This window comes from Streptomyces sp. W16 (assembly GCF_033194735.1).
Taxonomy (GTDB): Bacteria; Actinomycetota; Actinomycetes; order Streptomycetales; family Streptomycetaceae; genus Streptomyces.
The window spans coordinates 1-20,993 of record NZ_JAWOAI010000129.1 but is presented as its reverse complement, the minus strand read 5'-3'; the positions used below and the strand labels follow the sequence as shown (position 1 = coordinate 20,993).

19 protein-coding genes are annotated in these 20,993 nt (G+C 68.5%); 7 read left to right on the top strand and 12 right to left on the bottom strand.

The annotated features are described in order from the left end of the window. The first annotated feature begins 485 nt into the window (after positions 1 to 485). Entirely contained in the window at positions 486 to 1,013 is a 528-nt protein-coding gene (locus R6V09_RS19120; RefSeq protein WP_043669284.1) for a universal stress protein, read from the top strand. A 120-nt stretch (positions 1,014 to 1,133) separates the two neighbouring features. Continuing rightward, complete coding sequence (locus R6V09_RS19115) at positions 1,134 to 1,697, top strand: GPR1/FUN34/YaaH family transporter (RefSeq protein WP_317882620.1); 564 nt, start codon at positions 1,134 to 1,136, stop codon at positions 1,695 to 1,697. A 129-nt stretch (positions 1,698 to 1,826) separates the two neighbouring features. On the opposite strand, the gene glmS is transcribed toward R6V09_RS19115, so the two are convergent. Continuing rightward, a complete protein-coding gene (gene glmS, locus R6V09_RS19110; protein ID WP_317882619.1) occupies positions 1,827 to 3,644 on the bottom strand; it encodes a glutamine--fructose-6-phosphate transaminase (isomerizing) in 1,818 nt (605 codons plus the stop codon). Between the two features lie 12 nt (positions 3,645 to 3,656). Beyond that, positions 3,657 to 3,914: a hypothetical protein gene (locus tag R6V09_RS19105; RefSeq protein WP_317882618.1), complete on the bottom strand. Its 258-nt coding sequence runs from the start codon at positions 3,912 to 3,914 to the stop codon at positions 3,657 to 3,659. 165 nt (positions 3,915 to 4,079) lie between these two features. On the opposite strand from R6V09_RS19105, the gene R6V09_RS19100 reads away from it, so the two are divergent. Then, positions 4,080 to 5,657 (top strand): purple acid phosphatase family protein, encoded by a 1,578-nt coding sequence (locus tag R6V09_RS19100; protein ID WP_317882617.1) that lies wholly within the window; start codon positions 4,080 to 4,082, stop codon positions 5,655 to 5,657. Between the two features lie 47 nt (positions 5,658 to 5,704). Here R6V09_RS19100 and R6V09_RS19095 read toward each other — a convergent pair whose 3' ends face one another. After that, positions 5,705 to 6,583 carry a DUF4429 domain-containing protein gene (locus R6V09_RS19095; protein WP_317882616.1) on the bottom strand — a complete coding sequence of 293 codons (879 nt, stop codon included), beginning with the start codon at positions 6,581 to 6,583 and terminating at the stop codon, positions 5,705 to 5,707. 106 nt (positions 6,584 to 6,689) lie between these two features. Here R6V09_RS19095 and R6V09_RS19090 point away from each other — a divergent pair, with 106 nt between their 5' ends. Further along, entirely contained in the window at positions 6,690 to 8,279 is a 1,590-nt protein-coding gene (locus R6V09_RS19090) for a beta-N-acetylhexosaminidase (RefSeq protein ID WP_317882622.1), read from the top strand. A 70-nt stretch (positions 8,280 to 8,349) separates the two neighbouring features. Here R6V09_RS19090 and R6V09_RS19085 read toward each other — a convergent pair whose 3' ends face one another. The 6 genes from R6V09_RS19085 to R6V09_RS19060 all read right to left on the bottom strand — a co-directional run bounded on the left by R6V09_RS19085 (position 8,350) and on the right by R6V09_RS19060 (position 15,478). Next, positions 8,350 to 10,128, bottom strand: a complete 1,779-nt coding sequence (locus R6V09_RS19085) for an IucA/IucC family protein (RefSeq protein ID WP_317882615.1) — start codon at positions 10,126 to 10,128, stop codon at positions 8,350 to 8,352. Further along, on the bottom strand, positions 10,125 to 10,664 hold the full coding sequence (locus R6V09_RS19080) for a GNAT family N-acetyltransferase (protein WP_317882614.1): 540 nt from the start codon (positions 10,662 to 10,664) through the stop codon (positions 10,125 to 10,127). The genes R6V09_RS19085 and R6V09_RS19080 overlap by 4 nt, the downstream gene beginning before the upstream one ends. Continuing rightward, positions 10,661 to 11,944, bottom strand: a complete 1,284-nt coding sequence (locus R6V09_RS19075) for a lysine N(6)-hydroxylase/L-ornithine N(5)-oxygenase family protein (protein WP_317882613.1) — start codon at positions 11,942 to 11,944, stop codon at positions 10,661 to 10,663. Before R6V09_RS19075 ends, R6V09_RS19080 begins: the two co-directional genes overlap by 4 nt. Then, positions 11,928 to 13,370 (bottom strand): lysine decarboxylase DesA, encoded by a 1,443-nt coding sequence (gene desA, locus R6V09_RS19070; RefSeq protein ID WP_317882612.1) that lies wholly within the window; start codon positions 13,368 to 13,370, stop codon positions 11,928 to 11,930. The genes R6V09_RS19075 and desA overlap by 17 nt, the downstream gene beginning before the upstream one ends. 111 nt (positions 13,371 to 13,481) lie before the next feature. Then, positions 13,482 to 14,315 carry a siderophore-interacting protein gene (locus R6V09_RS19065; RefSeq protein WP_317882611.1) on the bottom strand — a complete coding sequence of 278 codons (834 nt, stop codon included), beginning with the start codon at positions 14,313 to 14,315 and terminating at the stop codon, positions 13,482 to 13,484. A 113-nt stretch (positions 14,316 to 14,428) separates the two neighbouring features. After that, positions 14,429 to 15,478, bottom strand: a complete 1,050-nt coding sequence (locus R6V09_RS19060) for an ABC transporter substrate-binding protein (protein WP_317882610.1) — start codon at positions 15,476 to 15,478, stop codon at positions 14,429 to 14,431. A gap of 209 nt (positions 15,479 to 15,687) precedes the next feature. Between R6V09_RS19060 and R6V09_RS19055 the strand changes: the two genes are divergently transcribed. The 3 genes from R6V09_RS19055 to R6V09_RS19045 all read left to right on the top strand — a co-directional run bounded on the left by R6V09_RS19055 (position 15,688) and on the right by R6V09_RS19045 (position 18,372). Then, positions 15,688 to 16,809 carry a polyprenyl synthetase family protein gene (locus tag R6V09_RS19055; protein ID WP_317882609.1) on the top strand — a complete coding sequence of 374 codons (1,122 nt, stop codon included), beginning with the start codon at positions 15,688 to 15,690 and terminating at the stop codon, positions 16,807 to 16,809. Next, the gene (locus R6V09_RS19050; RefSeq protein ID WP_317882608.1) at positions 16,806 to 17,441 is read left to right on the top strand and encodes a biliverdin-producing heme oxygenase; all 636 of its coding nucleotides are present in this window, start codon (positions 16,806 to 16,808) and stop codon (positions 17,439 to 17,441) included. The genes R6V09_RS19055 and R6V09_RS19050 overlap by 4 nt, the downstream gene beginning before the upstream one ends. An 88-nt stretch (positions 17,442 to 17,529) precedes the next feature. Next, positions 17,530 to 18,372: a hypothetical protein gene (locus R6V09_RS19045; protein WP_317882607.1), complete on the top strand. Its 843-nt coding sequence runs from the start codon at positions 17,530 to 17,532 to the stop codon at positions 18,370 to 18,372. A gap of 19 nt (positions 18,373 to 18,391) precedes the next feature. Here the strand turns inward: R6V09_RS19045 and R6V09_RS19040 are convergent, their stop codons facing one another. The 3 genes from R6V09_RS19040 to R6V09_RS19030 form a co-directional block, all read right to left on the bottom strand. Next, on the bottom strand, positions 18,392 to 19,552 hold the full coding sequence (locus tag R6V09_RS19040; RefSeq protein WP_317882606.1) for an acyl-CoA dehydrogenase family protein: 1,161 nt from the start codon (positions 19,550 to 19,552) through the stop codon (positions 18,392 to 18,394). 5 nt (positions 19,553 to 19,557) lie between these two features. Beyond that, the gene (locus tag R6V09_RS19035; RefSeq protein WP_317882621.1) at positions 19,558 to 20,496 is read right to left on the bottom strand and encodes a hydroxymethylglutaryl-CoA lyase; all 939 of its coding nucleotides are present in this window, start codon (positions 20,494 to 20,496) and stop codon (positions 19,558 to 19,560) included. A gap of 23 nt (positions 20,497 to 20,519) precedes the next feature. Continuing rightward, on the bottom strand, positions 20,520 to 20,993 hold a 474-nt coding region (locus tag R6V09_RS19030; RefSeq protein ID WP_317882605.1), incomplete at its 5' end, for an acetyl-CoA carboxylase biotin carboxyl carrier protein subunit.

Genomic DNA, 20,993 nt, shown 5'->3' with positions numbered 1-20,993 from the left:
CGGCGGTGACGGCCGCGAGGCCGAGGGCCGTGCCGGTGGCGCCGGCGAGCGAGGTGCCGTACCAGAGGAGGACGAGGGGGACGAGGACGCAGCTGAAGACCGCCCAGCGGACCACATCGGTGGCGGTGTCCGGGCCGGTGTGTGCCTCGGAGGTCGTGCGGTGTCCGGACATGGCGTGCTCCCTGGGGCGGTGGTTCGCCGGGTTCAACGCTTGTTCGATGCGTCGGTCACTGTAGGGCAGCCCATGAGTGGACGCCGGGATAAGTGAATCCTGTGCAAACCGCCTGTACGGGGCAGCAACCATTGCGTTACGGGCGCCCCCTCGTGCATGCTCCGGGGAACTCCGCCGGAGCGTGTGCGGGATATGGGCTAAGGAGGACTGGCGCCGTACCCTTGGGGGTATGGGGTTGGGAAGATGATTCCCGGACACAGCTCCGCCGCACACTGTTGTCCCCTCCCAAGAGGATCAAAAAGCCGAGACATCCATGGCCGGTCACGAATCTTTCGAACCCGCGGACCGCAAGCGGCCCGTCGCCGATCCCACGGCGGCCGAGCCCCTGGCGGCGGAAGAGCCACGTCATTCCTGCGATCCCGCCTTCAAGCACGGCGTCGTCGTCGGTTTCGACGGCTCCACGTCCAGTGAGCGTGCCCTCGCGTACGCCATCGGCATGGCCCATCGTTCGGGCTCGGGCCTGGTCATCGTGCATGTCGCGAACCGGCTGCCCACCACGGTGTGGGCCGGCTGCGAGCCACCGGTCTTCGTCGATGTGCCGGATCACCGCACCGAGGTGCTGGGTCTTGAGCTGGCGTGCGCCGAGTACTTGGCGGAAGTGCCCTGGATCCTCGTCGAGCGCGGTGGCGACATCTGCCACGAACTCGAAGAGGTGGGGCGGGAGTACGAGGCGGACGCGATCGTCGTGGGCTCGACCCACGGCATCGTCGGACGCATCTTCGGCTCCGTCGCGGGGCGGCTCGCCAAGCGGGCGAAGCGGCCTGTCGTCGTCATCCCGTAACTCGTAGGTCGAACTCGCCGGTCGGCTCCGAATTCACTGCTGTGCAGAGGTGTTTGTGTCCTTGTGAAGGGCATATATCGGTCACACCGCACAACCGCACATGCATGAAGGGAGCCCGCCGTGGACAATGACGTCTCTGCGGGAAGCACCACCTCGATCGTCGGCCGACTCGCTCTGGGAATCACCCTGTTGGCCTTCGGGCTCGGGTACACGGATGTCATCAACGGGGTGTCGGCGGCTGACGCCGTGTCACTCGCTCACTACGTAGGCGGAGTTGCGCTCTTCGTCGCCGGGCTGTTCGCCTTCCGCGACGGCGACACCGCTACTGGTACGGCCTTCTCGGCGTTCGGCGCGCTCTGGTTCACCTGGGCCGTGAGCGCGGGTGGCTCCGCCTCGGACAACGCGGCGGGGCTGTTCCTGGTCCTGTTCGCCCTTGTCGCTCTCTCGGTGACCCTCGCGGGTGGGGATCAACTCACCCAAGGGACATACGGGTTGTTCTTCGTCTCCCTCGTGCTTCTCGCCATCGCGCAGTTCGCCGGTAACGACGGGCTGGGCAAGGTCGGGGGGTGGTTCGGTGTCGCTGCGGGGGCTGTTGCCTGGTATTCGGCGACGGCGGCGCTCGCACACTGGCCGACGGTTCTTCCTCGTCGGGCGGCCGGTCGGGGCGTGACGGCTACCAGTTGACCGGCGGCAGAAAGGCCCCCCACGTGTGTGAGGCAACACGTGGGGGGCCTTTCCGTTCGTTGGCCTCTGCCGGACGGTGGGGGCTGGTCGCGCAGTTCCCCGCGCCCCCAAAAACAAAAGACGAAAGACCTACTCCACCGTTACCGACTTCGCGAGGTTCCTCGGCTTGTCGATGTCCCTGCCCAGCGCCAACGCCGTGTGGTACGCGAGGAGTTGGAGCGGGATGCCCATCAGGATGGGGTCCAGTTCGTCCTCGTTCTTCGGGACGACGATGGTCTGGTCGGCCTTCTCCTGGTGCTGGTGGGCCACCGCGAGGATTCGGCCGCTGCGGGCCTTGATCTCCTCCAGGGCGGCGCGGTTCTTCTCCAGGAGGTCGTCGTCGGGGACGATCGCCACCGTGGGGAGGGCCGGCTCGATCAGGGCGAGGGGGCCGTGCTTCAACTCCGAGGCGGGGTAGGCCTCGGCGTGGATGTACGAGACCTCCTTGAGCTTGAGGGAGGCCTCGCGGGCCACCGGGTAGCCGCGGACGCGGCCGATGAAGAGCATCGAGTGGGCCTCGGCGTACTCGGCCGCCAGTTTCTTGATCTCCTCCTCCTGGTCGAGGATCTCGGAGATCTGGGCCGGCAGCTTGCGCAGGCCCTCGATGATGCGCTTGCCGTCGCGGACCGAGAGGTCGCGGGTGCGGCCGAGGTGCAGCGCCAACAGGGCGAAAGCCACTGTGGTGTTGGTGAAGCACTTGGTCGACACGACACAGACCTCGGGGCCCGCGTGGACGTACATGCCGCCGTCCGCCTCGCGCGCGATCGCCGAGCCGACGACGTTCACCACGCCGAGGACCCGGGCGCCCTTGCGCTTCAGCTCCTGGACCGCAGCGAGTACGTCGTACGTCTCGCCGGACTGCGAGACCGCGATGTAGAGGGTGTCGGGGTCGACCACCGCGTTGCGGTACCGGAATTCGGAGGCCGGCTCGGCGTCCGCGGGGATGCGGGCCAGCTCCTCGATCATCTGGGCGCCGATCATGCCCGCGTGGTACGAGGTGCCGCAGCCGAGGATCTTGACGCGGCGGATCTGCCGGGCCTCGCGGGCGTCCAGGTTCAGGCCGCCGAGGTGCACGGTGGAGAAGCGGTCGTCGATACGGCCGCGCAGCACGCGGTCCACGGCGTCGGCCTGCTCGAAGATCTCCTTGTGCATGTAGGTGTCGTGGCCGCCCATGTCGTAGGAGGCGGCCTCCCACTCGACGGTGGTCGGCTCGGACGTGGTGCGGGTGCCCTCGGTGGTGTATGTCCGGAAGTCGTCGGCCTTGAGGGTCGCCATCTCGCCGTCGTCGAGGGTCACTATCTGGCGCGTGTGAGTGACCAGTGCGGCGATGTCCGAGGCTACGAACATCTCCTTCTCGCCGATGCCGAGGACCACCGGGGAGCCGTTTCGAGCCACCACGATGCGGTCGGGGAAGTCGGCGTGCAGGACGGCGATGCCGTACGTCCCCTCGATCACCCGGAGGGCCTGGCGGACCTTCTCCTCCAGGGTCTCCGCCTGGGAGCGGGCGATGAGGTGGGTGAGGACCTCGGTGTCGGTCTCGGAGAGGAACTCGACGCCGTCCGCTTCGAGCTTCTTCCGGAGATCGGAGGCGTTGTCGATGATGCCGTTGTGGACCACGGCGACCTTGTTGTCGGCCGACAGGTGCGGGTGGGCGTTCACATCGGACGGGGCGCCGTGCGTGGCCCAGCGGGTGTGGGCGATGCCGGTGGTGCCCTTGAAGCGCGCGGGGACCTTGGCCTCCAGGTCACGGACCCGGCCCTTGGCCTTGACCATCTTCAGGCCGGCCGTCTTCGGGGTCGTGACGGCGATGCCCGCCGAGTCGTAGCCGCGGTACTCCAGCCGCTGCAGGCCCTCCAGCAGAAGCGGAGCAACGTCACGCTTGCCGATGTATCCGACGATTCCGCACATATATGAATGTTCCTAGCCGTAGACGATGCGGCGCAGCTGCCTGAGCGTGAGCTCCGGCGGTGCGACCGCCCGGTATTTCAGGTCCGCCTCGATCCGGTCGAAGATCGTCGCGTTGACCAGGCCCTGGGCCTGGAGCTCGCGGTGGCGGCGACGGACGTAGTCCTCTGTCGTCTCGTCGAAGTAGGCGAGCACGTCCTGGATCACCCGGAGTGCCTCGCCCCGGTTGAGGGGGGTGGAGCGCGTCAGATGATCAACGAGTTCGTCGTGCACCCGGTTGATCCTGGAGTACCGAAGGAGGGTTTGCAAGAATCCTGCCCGATATCGGGCAACCACCTGTTGAAAGTCTTATGGGGCTCTGTTCGCAAGCTGTCCATCCTGTGTCTTGCGCACCGTTGCTCATGTCGACGAGTTTCAGACGCCATGGACATTCCTCGTATGGGAGTACCCGCGGAGCTCGCAGAGCGCATGAGCATGGCGGAGCAGCACGAGTACCTGCGCGCGAGATTCTCGCGGCGCACGATGGTCAGAGGCGGTGCCGTGACACTCGGCGCCATCGCGGGTGGCGTGTTCGTACCGGGCGCGGTCGCCCAGGCGGCCGTCCCCAGCCAGGCCTCCGCCACCTACGCCTCGACCGCCGGCGAGTCCGTCGACGGGGCCCTCGTCTCCCCGTTCGGCCGGCACCTGGCTTTCGGCAACGACCCGAGCACGGAGGTCACGGTCTCCTGGCAGGTCCCGACCAACGTCAAGAAACCGTTCGTCCGGATCGGCGCGCACCCCTGGGACCTCTCCCGCAAGATCGAGGCCGAGGTGCGCACTCTCTACACCCCGGCGGGCGTCGGCGCGAGCGGTGACCACACCCAGTACTACCTGCACGCCAAGCTGACCCACCTGCGCCCGGGCAAGACCTACTACTACGGTGTCGGCCACGCGGGCTTCGACCCGGTCGAGGCCCACCTGCTCGGCACGCTGGGCACCTTCACCACCGCCCCCGACCGCGCCGTGCCGTTCACCTTCACGGCCTTCGGCGACGAGGGCGTCGGCTACCACGGCCTGGCCAACAACAGCCTGCTGCTGGGCCAGAACCCGGCCTTCCACCTGCACGCCGGCGACATCTGCTACGCCGACCCGGCCGGTGCGGGCAAGACCGCCGACGCCGGTTTCGACTCGCGGACGTGGGACCAGTTCCTCGCGCAGACCGAGTCCGTCGCCAAGTCCGTGCCGTGGATGCCCGCCTACGGCAACCACGACATGGAGGCCTGGTACTCGCCCAACGGCTACGGCGGCGAGGACGCCCGCTGGAACCTGCCGGACAACGGCCCCGACAAGGCGAACCTGCCGGGCGTCTACTCCTTCGTCTACGGCAACACGGCGATCATCTCGCTGGACGCCAACGACGTGTCCTTCGAGATCCCGGCCAACCTCGGCATCTCCGGCGGCACCCAGACCACGTGGCTGGAGGCGCAGCTCAAGAAGTTCCGCGCCGACCGGGACATCGACTTCGTGGTGATCTTCTTCCACCACTGCGCGTACTGCACCTCGACCGCGCACTCCTCGGAGGGGGGAGTGCGCAACGAGTGGGTGCCGCTGTTCGAGAAGTACACGGTGGACCTGGTCATCAACGGCCACAACCACCAGTACGAGCGCACCGACGTCATCAAGAAGAACGCCGTCGTCAAGAAGCTGCCGATCGGCGGCACGGCGTACCCGGAGACCGAGGGTGTCGTCTACGTGACGGCGGGCGCGGCCGGCCGCAGCCTGTACGCGTTCTCCGCCCCCGACTCCTACGAGGGTCACGTCGCCGACGTCGACTCCGTGGCCGCCTTCGTCAACACGAAGGACGGCAAGGTCAACGAGACGGTCGGATGGTCGCGCGTCCGCTACCTCAACTACTCGTTCCTGCGCGTGGACGTCCAGCCCGCCTCGAAGGGCCGTACGACCACCCTGACGGTCCGCGGTATCGCCGAGACCGGTGCCGAGGTCGACCGTTTCACGGTCGCCCGCAAGGCCAAGTAGCACCAACTGCGCCTTGAAGGCAGGGCGTAGCACACCGCAGGCGGTCCTCACATGCGTTTGAGGACCGCCTGTTTGGCCATCGAGAACTCCTCGTCCGTCAGCACCCCGTCCCGGTGCAGCTCGCCCAGTTCACGCAGCCGCCGCAACTGTGCGTCATGGCCGTCCTCCGTCGCGGCCGTCAACTGCCGTGCGGGCTCGGGCTTTTCGGGTCGTACGTCCGTCTCGGCGGCGGGGTGCGGGAGCCGGGCCTGTACGGCCGCGGCGATCAGGGCCATCAGCGGGTCCTTCTTGAAGCCCCACAGCTCAACGGAGTTGGGGTCGTACTTGGGCGGTGCTTTGGTCGGCGCGCTGCGCACCGCGAAGCGGATGTAGCCGTTCTCCAGACCGGCCGACGGGCGCCACTCCACACCGACGAGGTCCGTGACGGCGAGAGTGCGGGCGCCGGCGGCGGACTTGGCCTCCTCGGTCTTCCAGTTCCACTCCAGCCGTACGTGCTCGCCGTCGAAGCTCGCGGTGCCGTCCCCGGCGGAGACGGAGAGCGGCACGGCCGGGCCCGGCAGGAGGTAGCCGGCCACCGGGTCCGTCGGGACCCCGTCGAGCAGCAGAGCGCCCCGGACCTCGTCCACGAAGTACTCGGCGACGCCGTACCGGTCCGACTCGACGGGCAGCTGATAGGGGTCGTCGCCCTCGGCGAGCCGGCCGCCGGTGGCGTGCAGCAGCGGGTCGGCGCCGTCGCGCAGCCGCAGTCTCAGCCGCCCCGACTTCCGGCCCTGCTCGAAGGAGACGCCCGCCAACGCGCCCAGGGGAACGACGAGTTCGCCCAGTGTCTTGCGGAACAGGCCGACGTTCTTGTCCCGTCCGGGAGTCAGCCGCAGGGCGTCGCCGTCGAAGATCCAGGTGCCGTCCTTCTGGATGATTTCCGCCATGGGAAGGATTGTTCCATCGCTGTGGCGACAGAATGGTCTGTACCTGTCCGGGCCCAACGGAAGTCCAACGGAAGTCCAAAGGAAGGGACCGCTTGTGAGACACCTTGTGAGACAGCGCCACAGAACGACCCGCCTCCTCGGTTCGCTGCTGCTCGTCGCCGCCGCGAGCGTGTCCGTCGTCGGCGCCGCACCCTCCGCCGCGCCCGCCGCCGTCACCCCGCTGGGCCGGGTGGTCCCGGCGCCCGCCAAGGTCACCCCCGCGGGACACGTGTACAAGATCACGGGCGGCACCCGTATCCGCGTCGACGACACACGTGAGTCGCGCCGGATCGGCGAGTACCTCGCGGGCATCCTGCGCCCCTCCACCGGCTACCGGCTGCCGGTCACCTCGCGGGGCAAGGGAGGCATCCAACTCCGCCTGTCCAAGGGCACGTTCGGCGCCGAGGGCTACCGGCTCGTCAGTGGCACCGCCGGCGTCACCATCACCGCGAGCAGGCCCGCCGGCCTCTTCCACGGCGTCCAGACCCTGCGCCAACTCCTGCCCGCCGCCGTCGAGAAGAACTCCGTGCAGCGCGGCCCCTGGCGGATCGCGGGCGGCACCATCGAGGACTCCCCGCGCTACGCCTACCGCGGCGCGATGCTCGACGTCTCCCGGCACTTCTTCACGGTCACCCAAGTCAAGCGCTACATCGACGAGTTGGCGCTCTACAAGATCAACGAACTGCACCTCCACCTCAGTGACGACCAGGGCTGGCGCATCGCGATCGACTCCTGGCCCCGCCTGGCGACTTACGGCGGCTCGACCGAGGTCGGCGGTGGCGCGGGCGGCTACTACACCAAGGACGACTACAAGGAGATCGTCCGCTACGCCTCCTCGCGCTACCTGGAAGTGGTCCCCGAGATCGACATGCCGGGCCACACCAACGCGGCCCTCGCCTCCTACGCCGACCTGAACTGCGACGGCGTGGCACCCCCGCTCTACACGGGCACGGACGTCGGCTTCAGCTCGCTGTGCGTCGGCAAGGACGTCACCTACGGCTTCGTGGACGACGTGGTCCGCGAGCTGGCCGCGATCACGCCGGGCCGCTACATCCACATCGGCGGCGACGAGGCGCAGTCCACCAGCCACGAGGACTACGTCAAGTTCATGGACCGGGTGCAGCCGATCGTCACCAAGTACGGCAAGACGGTGATCGCCTGGCACCAGATCACCGGCGCCCACCCCGTGAAGGGCGCGCTCGCCCAGTACTGGGGTCTCGACGACACCGGCGCCGAGGAGAAGGCCCAGGTCGCCGAGGCCGCGAAGAACGGCACCGGGCTGATCCTCTCGCCCGCCGACCGGGTCTACCTCGACATGAAGTACACCGAGGACACCCCGCTCGGCCAGGACTGGGCGGGCCTGGTCGAGGTGAAGCGGTCCTACGACTGGGACCCGGGCAACTACCTTGCCGGGGTGCCGAGTTCGGCGATCCGGGGCGTCGAGGCGCCGCTCTGGTCGGAGACCATCGTGACCGGCGCGAACATCGACTACATGGCCTTCCCGAGGCTGCCGGGCGTGGCCGAGCTGGGCTGGTCGCCGGCCTCGACGCACGACTGGGACACCTACAAGGTGCGGCTCGCGGCGCAGGCCCCGCGCTGGGACGCGCTCGGGATCGACTACTACCGGTCGCCCCAAGTGCCTTGGCCCGCAGGGTAGTTGTCTTTGTTTCTGGATGACGACGGGCACCCCGGAGGACCGTACTCCGGGGTGCCCGCCTGTCTGTGGATCAGAACCCGGCGATCGGGTTCTTGAGGGTGCCGACGAGCTGGAGCGCGCCGGCCGGGTTCGCCAGGTCCACCATCTGCTCGTTGTTGCGCAGTTGGAGCCGGTTGAGGCAGGACAGCGAGAACTCGGGGGCGAACATGTCGTACTGCCGGAACTTGTCGGCGAGTTCGGGTGCCGAGTCCTGGTACTCGCGGGTGACGTCCGCGACCGTACGCCAGAAGTCGTCCTCCTCCAGGACGCCTTCGGCGGCCAGGCTGGAGGCGAGGAAGCGGAAGAAGCAGTCGAAGACGTCGGTGAAGATCGACAGGAGCTTCTTGTCCTCGGGGACCTCGACCCGCAGCCGCTCCACGGTCGGCGGCAGCACCGCGTCCGGGTCCATGACGGCGATCTCCTCGGCGATGTCCTTGTAGATCGCGCGCTCGACCACGCCGTCCTTCAGGACGAGGATCACGTTCTCGCCGTGCGGCATGAAGACCAGGTCGTAGGCGTAGAAGCTGTGCAGCAGCGGGGTGAAGTAGGCCCGCAGATAGCGCCGCAGCCACTCCACCGGGGTCAGCCCCGACCGCTCGATCAGCGCGCCGGCGAAGGACGCGCCCTCGTGGTCCAGGTGCACCAGCGAGGCCATCGTCGCCAGGGACTCGCCGTCCTGGAGTGACGACACCGGGCTCTCGCGCCACAGTGCGGCGAGCATTTTGCGGTACGGCGAGTAGCGGTCGGTGGCCGCCTCGTACTCCAGGTGTCGGTAGCCGACGGCGGCCCGCTCGCGGATGATCGACAGGCCGGTGGACTTCAACACCGGGTCGTTGTCGATGAGTTGGGCGAGCCAGTCGTTGATCGCCGGGGTCGCCTCCATGTAGGCGGCCGAAAGTCCGCGCATGAAGCCCATGTTGATGACGGACAGGGCCGTCTTCACATAGTGCTTCTCGGGGTGGGACTTGTTGAAGAAGGTCCGGATGGACTGCTGGGCGAGGTACTCGTCGTCGCCCTCGCCGAGGCAGACGAGGTGGCCGCGGGCGATCTCGGCGGCGAAGGTGACGGTGAGCTTGTTCCACCACTGCCAGGGGTGGACGGGGATGAGGAGGTAGTCGTCGGGGTCGTGGCCCTGTTCGGAAAGTGTGTCGCGGAAACGGTTCAGCGTCACACTTCCCAGCTCGTCCCGCAGGAAGGACTCGTACTCGATGCCCACACCCGCCGTGAACGCCGCCCGCGAGCGGTGCGCGGCCAGCCAGACCAGCCGGACCGGGCTCGCGGTCTCGGGGGCGTACGAGAGGTACTCGTGAATACCGAAGCCGAGCCGCCCGTTGTTGGCAACGAAGCAGGGGTGGCCCTCGGTCATCCCGGTCTCGATCGCCTGGAAGTCGCTCTTCACCAGCTCGGCGACCGGGATCTGCGGCTTGGTGAGCTTGTAGCAGGTGCCGGAGAGGGTGGAGGAGATCTCCTCCAGATAGACCGGCAGGATCGCCTCGCTCAGCCCGAGCGCCTGCTTCAGCTCGATGAAGAAGTCCAGGGCGGCGAGGGGGAGTTCGGCGCCGTCGCGGTGACGGGTGATGGAGTCGGCGTCGACCTGCCAGTGGTCGAGGGCGTACCGGGTGGCGGTGAACCGGTAGCGGGTCAGGCCGTCGTCGCTGCGGACGACGTACAAGTCGTCGTCTTTCTGCGCCGGTTCGGGGGTGATCAGCCGTTCGTGCGCGAACTCGGCGAGGGCCTTGCGGATCAGGAGGCGGTTGGCCTTCTCCCAGCGCTCGGGGGAGAGATGGGCCACGGCGTCGGCGAGACTCATACGGACACCGCCGTAGCCGCCGTCGCCGCCAAGAACTGTTCCCGTGTGCAGAAGCTCAACAAGGCTTTCTTCTCCGGCTTCCGGATCTCGCGCTCGGGCACGAACCCGACCGCCTCGTTCAGGGCGTGCACGGCGGTGTTGGACACGTCCGGCTCCACGACGACCCGTGCGACCGCCGGGTCCTCGAAGAGTCGGGCCATCACGGCGGTGATCACCGAGCGGGTGAAGCCGTGGACGGGTGCCGCGGTGGCCGGCGTCAGGAAGTGCATGCCGACATCGCCGGGCAACGGCTCGTACAGCCCGACCAGTTCGCGATGGCGGGGGTCGTAGTACTCCATCAGGAAGGCGGGCACGCCGTCCTGGAGTCCGAGCAGCGCGTGCTGGTGCTCGTCGGCCGCGATCTCCATGTAGGCGCGCTCGACGTCCTCCAGTTTCGCGTCCTGCATCATCCAGAACGCGGCCTTGGGGTGCGTGAGCCACCGGTGCAGCAGCTCGGCGTCCTTGAGCGGGTCGAGGGGGCGGAAGGTGAAGGTCATACGGCGAACTCCTGGAACGCGATGGTCTGTTCGACCGGGTAGTACTCGGTGCCGAGCAGCTCACGGATGATGTACGAGTTGCGGTAGGCGCCCATGCCCAGGTCCGGGGACGTGATGCTGTGCGCGTGGACGCCGGCGTTCTGCAGGAAGACGCCCCGGCCCGTGGTGTCGATCGAGTAGTTGCGCGCGATGTCGAAGTTGCCCTGCGAGTCGTAACGCAGCCGCTCGTGCACGGGCTTGAGGAACTCCGGCTCGGCGTACTTGTAGCCGGTGGCGAGGACCAGGCCCTGCGAGCGCAGGGTGTAGTCCTTCTCCTGCTCCTCCTGGCGCAGCCCGAGTTCGTAGACCCCGTCGCGGTAAGTGGCGCTGTCCAGCGAGGAGTTGGTGAGCAGCCGGGTGGGAACGGGACCGCCGACCTTCTTCTGGTACAGCAGGTCGAAGATCTCGTTGACGAGGTCGCCGTCGATGCCCTTGAACAGGCCCTTCTGCTCGGCCGTGAGGCGGTAGCGGGTCTGCTCCGGCAGGGCGTGGAAGTAGTCGATGTACTCCGGGGAGGTCATCTCCAGCGTGAGTTTCGTGTACTCCAGCGGGAAGAAGCGGGGCGAGCGCGTCACCCAGTTCAACTCGTAGCCGTGTACGTCGATTTCGCTGAGCAGGTCGTAGTAGATCTCGGCGGCGGACTGCCCGCTGCCGACCAGCGTGATCGACTCCTTGGCCTGCAACTCCGCTTTGTGCTGCATGTAACGGGAGTTGTGGATGAAGTCGCCGCCAAGACCCGCGACGGCCTCCGGGAGGTAGGGCGGGGTGCCGGTGCCGAGGACCAGGTGCCGGGCGCGGTAGAGGTCACCGGCCTCGGTCCGCGCGACGTAGACCCCGTCCTCGTCCTCGTACGTCACTTCCGTCACCGTCGTGCTGAAGCGCACGTTGGTGAGCCTGTTGGCGGCCCAGCGGCAGTAGTCGTCGTACTCGACCCGCAGCGGATAGAAGTTCTCGCGGATGTAGAAGGGGTACAGACGCCCCTTCTCCTTCAGGTAGTTGAGGAAGGAGTACGGCGAGGTGGGGTCGGCCAGGGTGACCAGGTCGGACATGAACGGGGTCTGGAGGTGGGCGCCGTCGAGGAACATGCCGGCGTGCCACTCGAAGCCGGGCTTCGAGTCCAGGAAGATCCCGTCGAGTTCGACGATCGGCTCGGTGAGGCAGGCGAGGCCGAGGTTGAAGGGCCCGAGCCCGATGCCCACGAAGTCGTAGGTCTTGGTGGCGGGTTCAGGATGCGCGGTCAAGGGACTCTCCCAGGTACTGCTCGGCGTGGCCGGCGATCAGGTCGAGGACGGCGGCGATGTCGTCGGTCGTCGTCTCGGGGTTGAGCAGGGTGAACTTCAGGTAGTGGCGGCCCGCCACCTTGGTGCCCGCGACCACCGCGTCACCGGAGGCGAACAGGGCCTTGCGGGCGTACAGGTTGGCGCGGTCGATCTCGGCCGGGTCGGTGACGGCGGTCGGGATGTAGCGGTAGACGAGGGTGGAGAGCGAGGGCTCGACGACCACGTCGAAGCGCGGGTCGGCGGCCAGCAGCTTCCATCCCTCCTCGGCCAAGTCGCAGACTTCGTCGAAGAGTTGGCCGATGCCGTCGGCGCCCATCACGCGCAGCGTCATCCACAGCTTGAGCGCGTCGAAGCGGCGGGTGGTCTGCAGGGACTTGTCGACCTGGTTGGGGATGCGCTCGTGCACCATGCGCTGCGGGTTGAGGTACTCCGCGTGGTAGGTCGCGTGGCGCAGGGTGTCGGCATCGCGGACCAGGACGGCGGACGAACTCACCGGCTGGAAGAAGGACTTGTGGTAGTCCACGGTGACCGAGTCGGCGCGCTCGATGCCGTCGATCCGGCTCCGGTGCTTCAGCGAGGCGAGCAGACCGCAGCCGTAGGCCGCGTCCACGTGCATCCACACCCCGAACTGCTCGCACAGCCCGGCGATTTCGGGCAGCGGGTCGATGGAGCCGAAGTCGGTGGTGCCGGCGGTGGCGACGACGGCCATGGGCACCAGACCGGCGTTCTTGCAGCGCTCCAACTCCCGGGCGAGAGCGACCGTTTGCATCCGCTTGTCGGCGCCGACGGGTATCGAGACGACGGCGTCCTGCCCAAGTCCCAGCAGCTTCGCGGACTTCTTCACGCTGAAGTGGCTGACCTCGGAGGCGAAGATACGCAGTTTGGCGAGCGTGTCGGTCTTCGCCTCCTCGCGGGCCAGCAGCAGCGCCTGCAGGTTGGACTGGCTGCCGCCGGAGGTGAACACCCCGTCGGCGTGCGGCCCGAGGCCGATCCGCTCGTTCGTCCAGTCGATCAGCTTGCGCTCGATGAGGGTGCCGCCGGCCGACTGGTCCCAGGTGTCCAGGGAGGAGTTGACGGCGGAGAGCACTGCCTCGCCGAGCACCGCGGGGATGACGACCGGGCAGTTGAGGTGGGCGAGGTAGCGGGGGTGGTGGAAGTAGATCGCGTCGCGCAGATAGACCTCGTCCAGCTCGTCGAGCACCGCGGCGGTGTCGTGGAGCGGGCGGTCGAGGTCGATCCGGTCGATGAGGGGGGAGAGGGCGTCGACCGTGACGCCGGTGAACGGTCGTTCGGTGGTGGCGAGTTTGGCCGCCACCCGCTCCACGCCTTCCGTCACGGAGCGGCGGTAGTGCTCCGCAGTCGTGTCATTGAGCAGGTGCGAGCGCATGTGGGGGTCCTCCGGTGGGGACGGGCTTGAACTTAGGTAAGGCTAACCTAACTTAGACCTTTCGAAACCTGCCCCTCCCGTGACAGCCGTCACTCCCGCATCAGCTGTCTCTCACCCGGCTTCGCGCAACTGCTCCTCGCTGAGCCCCTGCCGCCAGTACCCGACGAAGGTCACCCGGCGCCGGTCGAACCCACGCTCACCCACGAAGTGCCGCCGCAGCGCCTTCACTTGACCGGACTCGCCCGCGATCCACACGTACGGCCGCTCGGCGGACGGGAGTTGAGCCGCACGCAGGGCGCCGAGGGCCATGGGGGACCCCTCGGCGCCCGCGTTCTCACGCACCAGCCAGGTCACCTCGGCGTCGGCAGCGGTCACCAAGTCCTGTACATCACCGGCATGTTGGACCTCCAGCCACACCCGCGCACGGATCCCGGCGGGCAACGCTTCGAGGATGGCGGACACGGCCGGCACGGCGGTCTCGTCACCCCAGACGACCACGAGATCGGTGTCCTCCGGCGGCCGGAACCGAATCGCCCGGTTGTCCGCGACGCCCGGCCCGAGCAGCACGACCCGGTCCCCGGCGGCAGCGCGGGAGGCCCACCGGGAGGCGGGCCCGGCCGGTTCGTGCAGCACGAAGTCGATGTCGATCTCGTCGGGATCGCGACGCAGGGCGCGAAGCGTGTACGACCGCATCACCGCCCGTACGCCGTCCGGCAGTTCACGCCACGCCTGCCACCACCCGTCACCGAGCTCGTACGGCACGGCGGGCTCCGACTGGCCCGGATGCGGCAGGAAGAGCGACAGGGACTGATCACACCCGTCGGAGAAGAAGTACGCCAGGTCGTCCCCGGCAAAGCTGACGCGGACCAGAGCCGGCCCGAGCCGCTCCGTCCGCACGACGTGGAGCGAGAAAAAGCGGAAGGGAGCGGCGACGGCCGTAGTCATGGGGAGGGTTCCTTAGAAGAAGCGTGAGGCTGCCTACCTAAAGGGGCGCGGGGAACTGCGCGACCAGCCCCCACCGGCCCGCAGCTCCCCACGAAAGCGCAACCACCCCAAATTCAGCTGACCTTCTTCGCGTTCTCGATGGCCTTCGCCAGATCCTCAAGCAACGGCGCGCACTTGGCGTACGACAGGATCGGCTCAGGGTTCCGCGCGATGACCTGCCCCGCCTTCACAGCCGGCAGCTTCTTCCACGTGCCCTCTGTGATGTCCGCGGGCTGAATCGCCGAAGTCCGGTTGTCCATCATGATGATGTCCGCCCCGTACTTGTCGACGTTCTCCCAGCTGAGGTTCTCGTACCAGCCACCGCTCGCCTTCAGTGCGGCGGCGGACGGCTCGACGAAGTTCACGCCGAGAGACTTGAAGTACTCCAGGTCGACGGAGAGATTCGACCCGGAGACGTAGAAGATGTCCTGGCTCGCGGAACCCACGAGAACCTTGATGTTCGGCTTGGCCTTCGCCGCGGCGCGCAGCCGGGCAGCCGCGTCCTCGAAGCGCTTCTTCGCTGTGGTGATGGTGGCCGAACTCGTGTCGGCTCCAAGGGACTTGGCCAGCTCCAGCATCCGAGCCAGAGGCTGGGGCAACTGGATGTCGTACACCGAGATGCCGACGGTCGGCGCGCCCACGGCGAGGATCTTCTTCTTCGACTCCTCCGGGACGTACCAGAGCGTGCCGGCCGCGTCGAACATCGTGGTGATGAGGACGTCGGGGGAGAGGGCCGCGTACTTCTCGATGTTGAACTGGCCCCACTCGTTGCCGATGATGGTGACCTTGCTGATGTCCAGGTCACCGGCCTGCACGTCGGCCTTGCCGTCCTTCAGCTTCGTCGGCCCGAAGACGCCCTTGGACTCGATGCCGTAGTCGTGCAGCGCGGCGGCGACACCGATGAAGGAGACGATGGTCGACGGGATCTTGTCGGCCTTCGAGGTGGTGCCCCGGTCGTCCTTGAAGGACCAGGGCCCCGACTTCGCGGCCGTCGTCTCCTTGTCCGAGCCACCGCTTTTCGCGTCGTCGTCGCCGCAGGCCGCGAGCACGGCGCCGAGGCCGAGGGCGCCGCCCGCGGCGAGGATGCCGCGGCGGGAGAGGTGGGTGGCACGGGCGTTGGACATGTGTGGCTGCTTTCGAACAGGGCGGAGCACCCGCCGGACAATTCGAAGGTAGGTTAGCCTAACCTCACTGAATGTCCAGTGGGCGGGGTGGTCGTCGTTCACACCCCGCGCACTTTGGCTTTCAACCACCTTGTCCCGTCCGCCCGTTGTGATCATGCTCGTCCATAGCGAGCTCTGCGCACTGGCGTTCGGCGACCCGCGGAGGTGGAGTGGCTACCACGGTGGAAGCGACGGATGTGGAAGCGGTGGTGCGAAGTGACGCGGCACTGCTGGAGGACGACCTCGCCGAGTTCCTCGGCTCACTGACCGCCCCGGCGCGGGCGGCGGCCTCCGTCTACGACACGGCGCTACGACGTTCCCTGTACGAACCCGTCGCCGACGCCGTCGGCTCCAAGATCGGCCAGCAGGCACTGCCCCCCACCGCCGCGACACCCGGCGGCCGGGCTCCGCTGCGCCCCTCGATGGTCTACTGGGCCTACCGCAACTACCGGGGTTTTCCAGGTGAGTCGACCGCGGGGGACGACACGGCCGCCGAACTGGCGGTCATCCGCCGCACGGCAGTTGCCGTAAGGATTCTGCTGAAGGCCGCCGTCGCCCTCGACGACATCCAGGACGGCAGCGACGTCCGCTATGGCGAACCCGCTCTCCACACCGTCCACGGCGCACCCCTCGCCCTCAACGCCGGCGCCTGGCTGATCATGTCCGCGCTGCGGCACACGGCCGACCCGGCCGTCGTGGACAGCCTGGTGCGCTCGGTCGGCGACGGCTTCACCGGGCAGGCCGTCGACATGTCCTCGCGTACGGCGCTCACCCGCGCCGAGCTGCTGGCCGCGCCGCGCGCCACCCGGGTCGGCTTCTGGGAGGAGACGGCCGCGCTCAAGACCGGCACCCTGTTCCGGATGCCGCTCGACGCGGCGGTCGCGGGACTGCGGGTGGTCGAGGACGACCGGCTCGCCCTGGACGCCGCGATGCGTCAACTCGGCCTCGCCAGCCAGCTGTTCAACGACCTGACCGACTTCGTGCCGGAACTCGGCGGCGCCAACACGCACGAGGACTTCGACGGCCTCGGCAACCGGGTCCTCCTGGAGCTGCTGGACGGCGCACCATCCGGCCAGGACTTCAAACCGTACGTTCTCGGTCACCCCGAACTGGAGCGCACGCTCCTCGCGCTCGCCGAGGAGGCCGTGGCCCTGAAGCGCGCCGCGAAGGACGCCGTCCACGAGGTGTGCCGCTCCGAGCGCAGTGCCGCCTACTTCGACGTGACGATCGAACGCAAGGGCCACCTCATCGACCGTCTGCTCACGGCGGTCCGGCAGCGGAGCGGCGTATGACGGACACGGCGAGCCGGCGTCTGAAGGACGGCACCCGCACCTGGCACGAGGCACTGGAGAGCACCGCATTCGCCGGCGCGATGCTCACCGGATCCCTCCCGCTCGACCGGTATGTCGGCCAACTCGCCACCTACCGCACGGTGTTGGAGGTGCTGGAGGCCGAACTGGCCCGCGCCACCTGCCCCTCCGTCGGCTCGGTGTGGTCGCCGGAGCTGGTCAAACTCCCGCTCGTCGAACGCGACCTGCGCCACTTCGCCGCCCAGGGCACCGCCCCCGGACCCTGCCCGGCCGCCGAGGAGTTCGCGGCCGAGATACGGCGGACGGCGGCCACCGAACCCCGCGAACTCCTCGGCTTCCTCTACGTGTTGGAGGGTTCCACCCTCGGCGCCCTGTTCCTGCTCCGGCACGTCGTCGAGGCGTACCGGCTCACGGACGGGAACGGCACGTCGTACTACGGCAGCGGCGACCGCGCCCGCTGGGCGGCCTTCGCCGAGCGCCTCGACCGCGCGCTCGGCGAACCCGCCGTACAGGAAAAGGTGTTGGCCGCCGCCGAACGGGCCTACCGCCATGTCGCCCTGATCTCTGGGGAGTTGTCGGCGGGCCTGGGCAGCCCGGCTCCCGAACCGGTCTAGGGATCTTTGCGGGCCGGGGTGGCGAAGCGCAGTGTGGTCCCGCTCCGGCGGACGCGTCCGGCGCTCGGCACGTCTACGATCCACTGCCATGGGGGAATCGAACACCGGGCCAGCGACAGGGGTTGTCCTGGCCGGCGGCCGTGCCCGGGTGTGGGTGGAGCAGGGCGCACTGCACTGGAGGCGGGGGCGGACGACCGTCGTCGTGCCCGGGACGCGGATCCGGCAGGTCGTGGCCACTGAGAAGTCGCTGACCGTGTTCCTCTTCGAGGACACGCGGGCCGACTCGGCCATGACGGTCCGGCACCGCAACAGGGACATGGTCGCCGCGCTCGGCGCGGAGGTCGAAGCGATCATGACTGACGCCGACCCGTCGGGGAACCGGCAGCCGCTGCGGCGGCATGCGGTGCGGATGTGGCCCCTGCGTACGGTGGCCGGTCTTCGTGATCGGGTGCTGCACGGCAGCCCGTGGTGGCGGCGTGCGTTCTGGTACGTGGTCCTGGGGCTTCCGCCGGCCGTAGGGCTGCCGGTGGATCGGCTCCTGGGGTTCTTCGCCTGGCTGCTGCTTCCCGCGGCCGTCGCCCTGCTGCGCATGTGGGTGGGCATGGCCGAGGTGGACACGTGGTGGGTGATGCGGCGGCGGGGCATCACCGTCCACGCGAGGTACGAAGCGGATCCGGACAGCGAGGCCACCAGCAGTTGCATCGCCCACTTCCGCACGATCGACGGCCAGGAAGTCACGGCGAGCCTGTCACTGCGAGGGTGGCGCGACGAGATCACCTACGACCCCCAGAACCCTTCACGGGTACTCGCGCCGACCCGTGTGGCCTGGCTGGGGGTCGCCCTGGTCGCATTCATGGTGACCGGTCTCTGGGGCGTTGTCTGCAGCGTCCCGGCGATTCTCTGGCTGATCGACCTGTTGGCTCCGAGGTGACCCCCAGCCGGGCGGACTGTCAGCCCGCGAGGCCCAACTCGCGGGCGATCAGCATCCGTTGGACCTCGCTGGTGCCCTCGCCGATCTCCAGGATCTTGGAGTCGCGCCACATACGGGCCACCGGGTACTCGTTCATGAAGCCGTAGCCGCCGTGCACCTGTGTGGCGTCGCGGGCGTTGTCGACGGCGATGGTGGAGGAGTACAGCTTGGCGAGCGCCGCCTCCTTCTTGAAGGGCTCGCCGGCCAGCAGGCGGGAGGCCGCGTCGCGCCAGGCGAGGCGGGCGGTGTGGGCCTTCATCTCCATGTCGGCGATCTTGAACTGGATGGCCTGGTTGGCGCCGATCGGCCGCCCGAACGCGTGCCGTTCCTTGGCGTACTTCACCGACTCGTCGACACAGCCCTGCGCCAGACCGGTGGCCAGCGCGGCGATCGCGATCCGGCCCTCGTCCAGGATGCGCAGGAACTGGGCGTAGCCGCGGCCCTGTTGGCCCAGCAGGTTCGCCGCCGGGACCCGTACGTCCGCGAAGGACAGCTCGCGGGTGTCCGAGGCGTTCCAGCCAACCTTCGAGTACGGCGCCGCGACCGTGAAGCCGGACGTCCCGGACGGCACGATGATCGACGAGATCAGCGGCTTGCCGTCGGGCTTGCGTCCTGTCACCGCGGTGACCGTCACCAGACCGGTGATGTCCGTACCGGAGTTGGTGATGAAGCACTTCGAGCCGTTGATCACCCACTCGTCGGTGTCCGGGTCCAGGCGGGCCGTCGTCCGCGTCGCCCCCGCGTCGGAGCCGCCGTCCGGCTCGGTCAGCCCGAAGGCGCCGAGGATCTCGCCGGAGCACAGCCGGGGCAGCCACTCGGCCTTCTGGGCGTCGGTGCCGAAGAGATGGATCGGCATCGCACCGAGCGAGACGCCCGCCTCCAGAGTGATCGCGACCGACGAGTCGACCCGGGCCAGCTCCTCCAGGACGAGGCCGAGCGCCAGATAGTCGCCGCCCATCCCGCCGTACTCCTCGGGGAACGGCAGCCCGAACAGGCCCATGCGGCCCATCTCGCGGACGATCTCGTAAGGGAACTCGTGGCGTTCGTAGAAGTCGCCGATCTTCGGCGCCACGACGTCGTGCGCGAACTCCTCTACCGTACGGCGGAGTTCTTCCAGTTCGGGGGAGAGACGGTGGTCCATGGCGGTCACTGCTCCTTGTGGGGCTGTGCTGTTTTACCGAGTGCGCGGACGGTGCGGGACGGGCTGGGTCGGCCCAGTTGTTCGGCCATCCACACGCTGGTGGCGGTGAGACGGGCGAGGTCGACTCCGGAGTCGATGCCGAGACCCTGGAGCATCCACACCAGGTCCTCGGTCGCGAGGTTGCCGGTGGCGGACTTGGCGAACGGGCAGCCGCCGAGGCCGCCCGCGGAGGCGTCCACGGTGGTGACGCCGTGCTGGAGGGCGGCCAGGGTGTTGGCGAGGGCCTGACCGTAGGTGTCGTGGAAGTGCACGCCCAACACGTCGGTGGGGACGTGCTGTTCGTTGAGTGAGGCGAGAAGTTCCAGCACATGCCCGGGAGTTGCCACGCCGATCGTGTCGCCGAGGCTCAGCTCGTCGCAGCCCATGTCGACCAACGCCCGGCAGACACGCACCACTTGGGCGATCGGGACGGCGCCCTCCCAGGGGTCGCCGAAGCACATGGAGAGATAGCCGCGGACATGGGCGCCCTCGTCCTTGGCGCGGGCCACGACCGGGGCGAACACGGCCAGCGACTCGTCCACCGTGCGGTTGAGGTTGGCCTTGGCGAAGGACTCGGTGGCACTGGCGAAGACGGCGACCCGGGTCGCCTCCAGGGCCAGGGCCCGGTCCAGGCCGCGGCCGTTCGGCACCAGGACGGGCAGGTGCACGCCCTTCAGGTCGCGCACGAGCGGGAACAGCTGCTCGGCGTCGGCCAGTTGGGGCACCCACTTGGGGTGGACGAAGCTGGTTGCCTCGATGGTGGTCAGGCCCGCGTCGGCCAGCCGGCGGATGAACTCGGCCTTGACCTCGGTCGGCACGGTCGACTTCTCGTTCTGCAGCCCGTCCCGCGCCCCCACCTCGTGGATGCGCACCCGGGCGGGCAGATCGGGGGCCGGTACGACCATCGGGAGTGTCACTGGTCCGAGTGTCACTGGTCCTCCTCCGCAGGTGTGACGACCGCCAGCACCTGGTCCATGGCGACCGTCGCGCCGGGGGTCACATCGAGTTCGGCGACGGTGCCGGCGTGCGGCGCGGAGACGACGTGCTCCATCTTCATCGCCTCGACCACCAACAGGCTCTGTCCGGCGGTCACTTGATCTCCTACGGCGACCTTCACCACGGTCACTGTCCCCGGCATCGGCGCGGTCAGCGAACCGGCGCCGGACCGGTCGGCCCCGCTCAGCGAGGCGGCCACCGGATCGTGGTCCCGCACGTGCCAGGCGTCCCCGTCCCGGCCCAGCCAGGTGCCGTCCGGCAGGGCGGTGAAGGTGTGGACGAGTCCGTCGAGCCGCAGGACGAACCGGCCGTCGGGCCCGGCCCAGCCGGACCCGCCGAGCGGCTTCTCGGCGCCGTCCGGCAGCAGTTCGGTCCCGCCCTCGGGCGTGCGGCGTACGCGCACGGT

Bases quoted from the DNA above. Each gene is read 5' to 3' on its own strand.
- R6V09_RS19065 (WP_317882611.1), bottom strand. From the start codon at position 14,315: ATGACTACGGCCGTCGCCGCTCCCTTCCGCTTTTTCTCGCTCCACGTC.
- R6V09_RS19060 (WP_317882610.1), bottom strand. From the start codon at position 15,478: ATGTCCAACGCCCGTGCCACCCACCTCTCCCGCCGCGGCATCCTCGCC.
- desA (WP_317882612.1), bottom strand. From the start codon at position 13,370: ATGCGCTCGCACCTGCTCAATGACACGACTGCGGAGCACTACCGCCGC.
- R6V09_RS19050 (WP_317882608.1), top strand. From the start codon at position 16,806: ATGACGGACACGGCGAGCCGGCGTCTGAAGGACGGCACCCGCACCTGG.
- R6V09_RS19040 (WP_317882606.1), bottom strand. From the start codon at position 19,552: ATGGACCACCGTCTCTCCCCCGAACTGGAAGAACTCCGCCGTACGGTA.
- R6V09_RS19080 (WP_317882614.1), bottom strand. From the start codon at position 10,664: ATGACCTTCACCTTCCGCCCCCTCGACCCGCTCAAGGACGCCGAGCTG.
- glmS (WP_317882619.1), bottom strand. From the start codon at position 3,644: ATGTGCGGAATCGTCGGATACATCGGCAAGCGTGACGTTGCTCCGCTT.
- R6V09_RS19095 (WP_317882616.1), bottom strand. From the start codon at position 6,583: ATGGCGGAAATCATCCAGAAGGACGGCACCTGGATCTTCGACGGCGAC.
- R6V09_RS19100 (WP_317882617.1), top strand. From the start codon at position 4,080: ATGGGAGTACCCGCGGAGCTCGCAGAGCGCATGAGCATGGCGGAGCAG.
- R6V09_RS19120 (WP_043669284.1), top strand. From the start codon at position 486: ATGGCCGGTCACGAATCTTTCGAACCCGCGGACCGCAAGCGGCCCGTC.
- R6V09_RS19045 (WP_317882607.1), top strand. From the start codon at position 17,530: ATGGGGGAATCGAACACCGGGCCAGCGACAGGGGTTGTCCTGGCCGGC.
- R6V09_RS19035 (WP_317882621.1), bottom strand. From the start codon at position 20,496: ATGGTCGTACCGGCCCCCGATCTGCCCGCCCGGGTGCGCATCCACGAG.
- R6V09_RS19085 (WP_317882615.1), bottom strand. From the start codon at position 10,128: ATGAGTCTCGCCGACGCCGTGGCCCATCTCTCCCCCGAGCGCTGGGAG.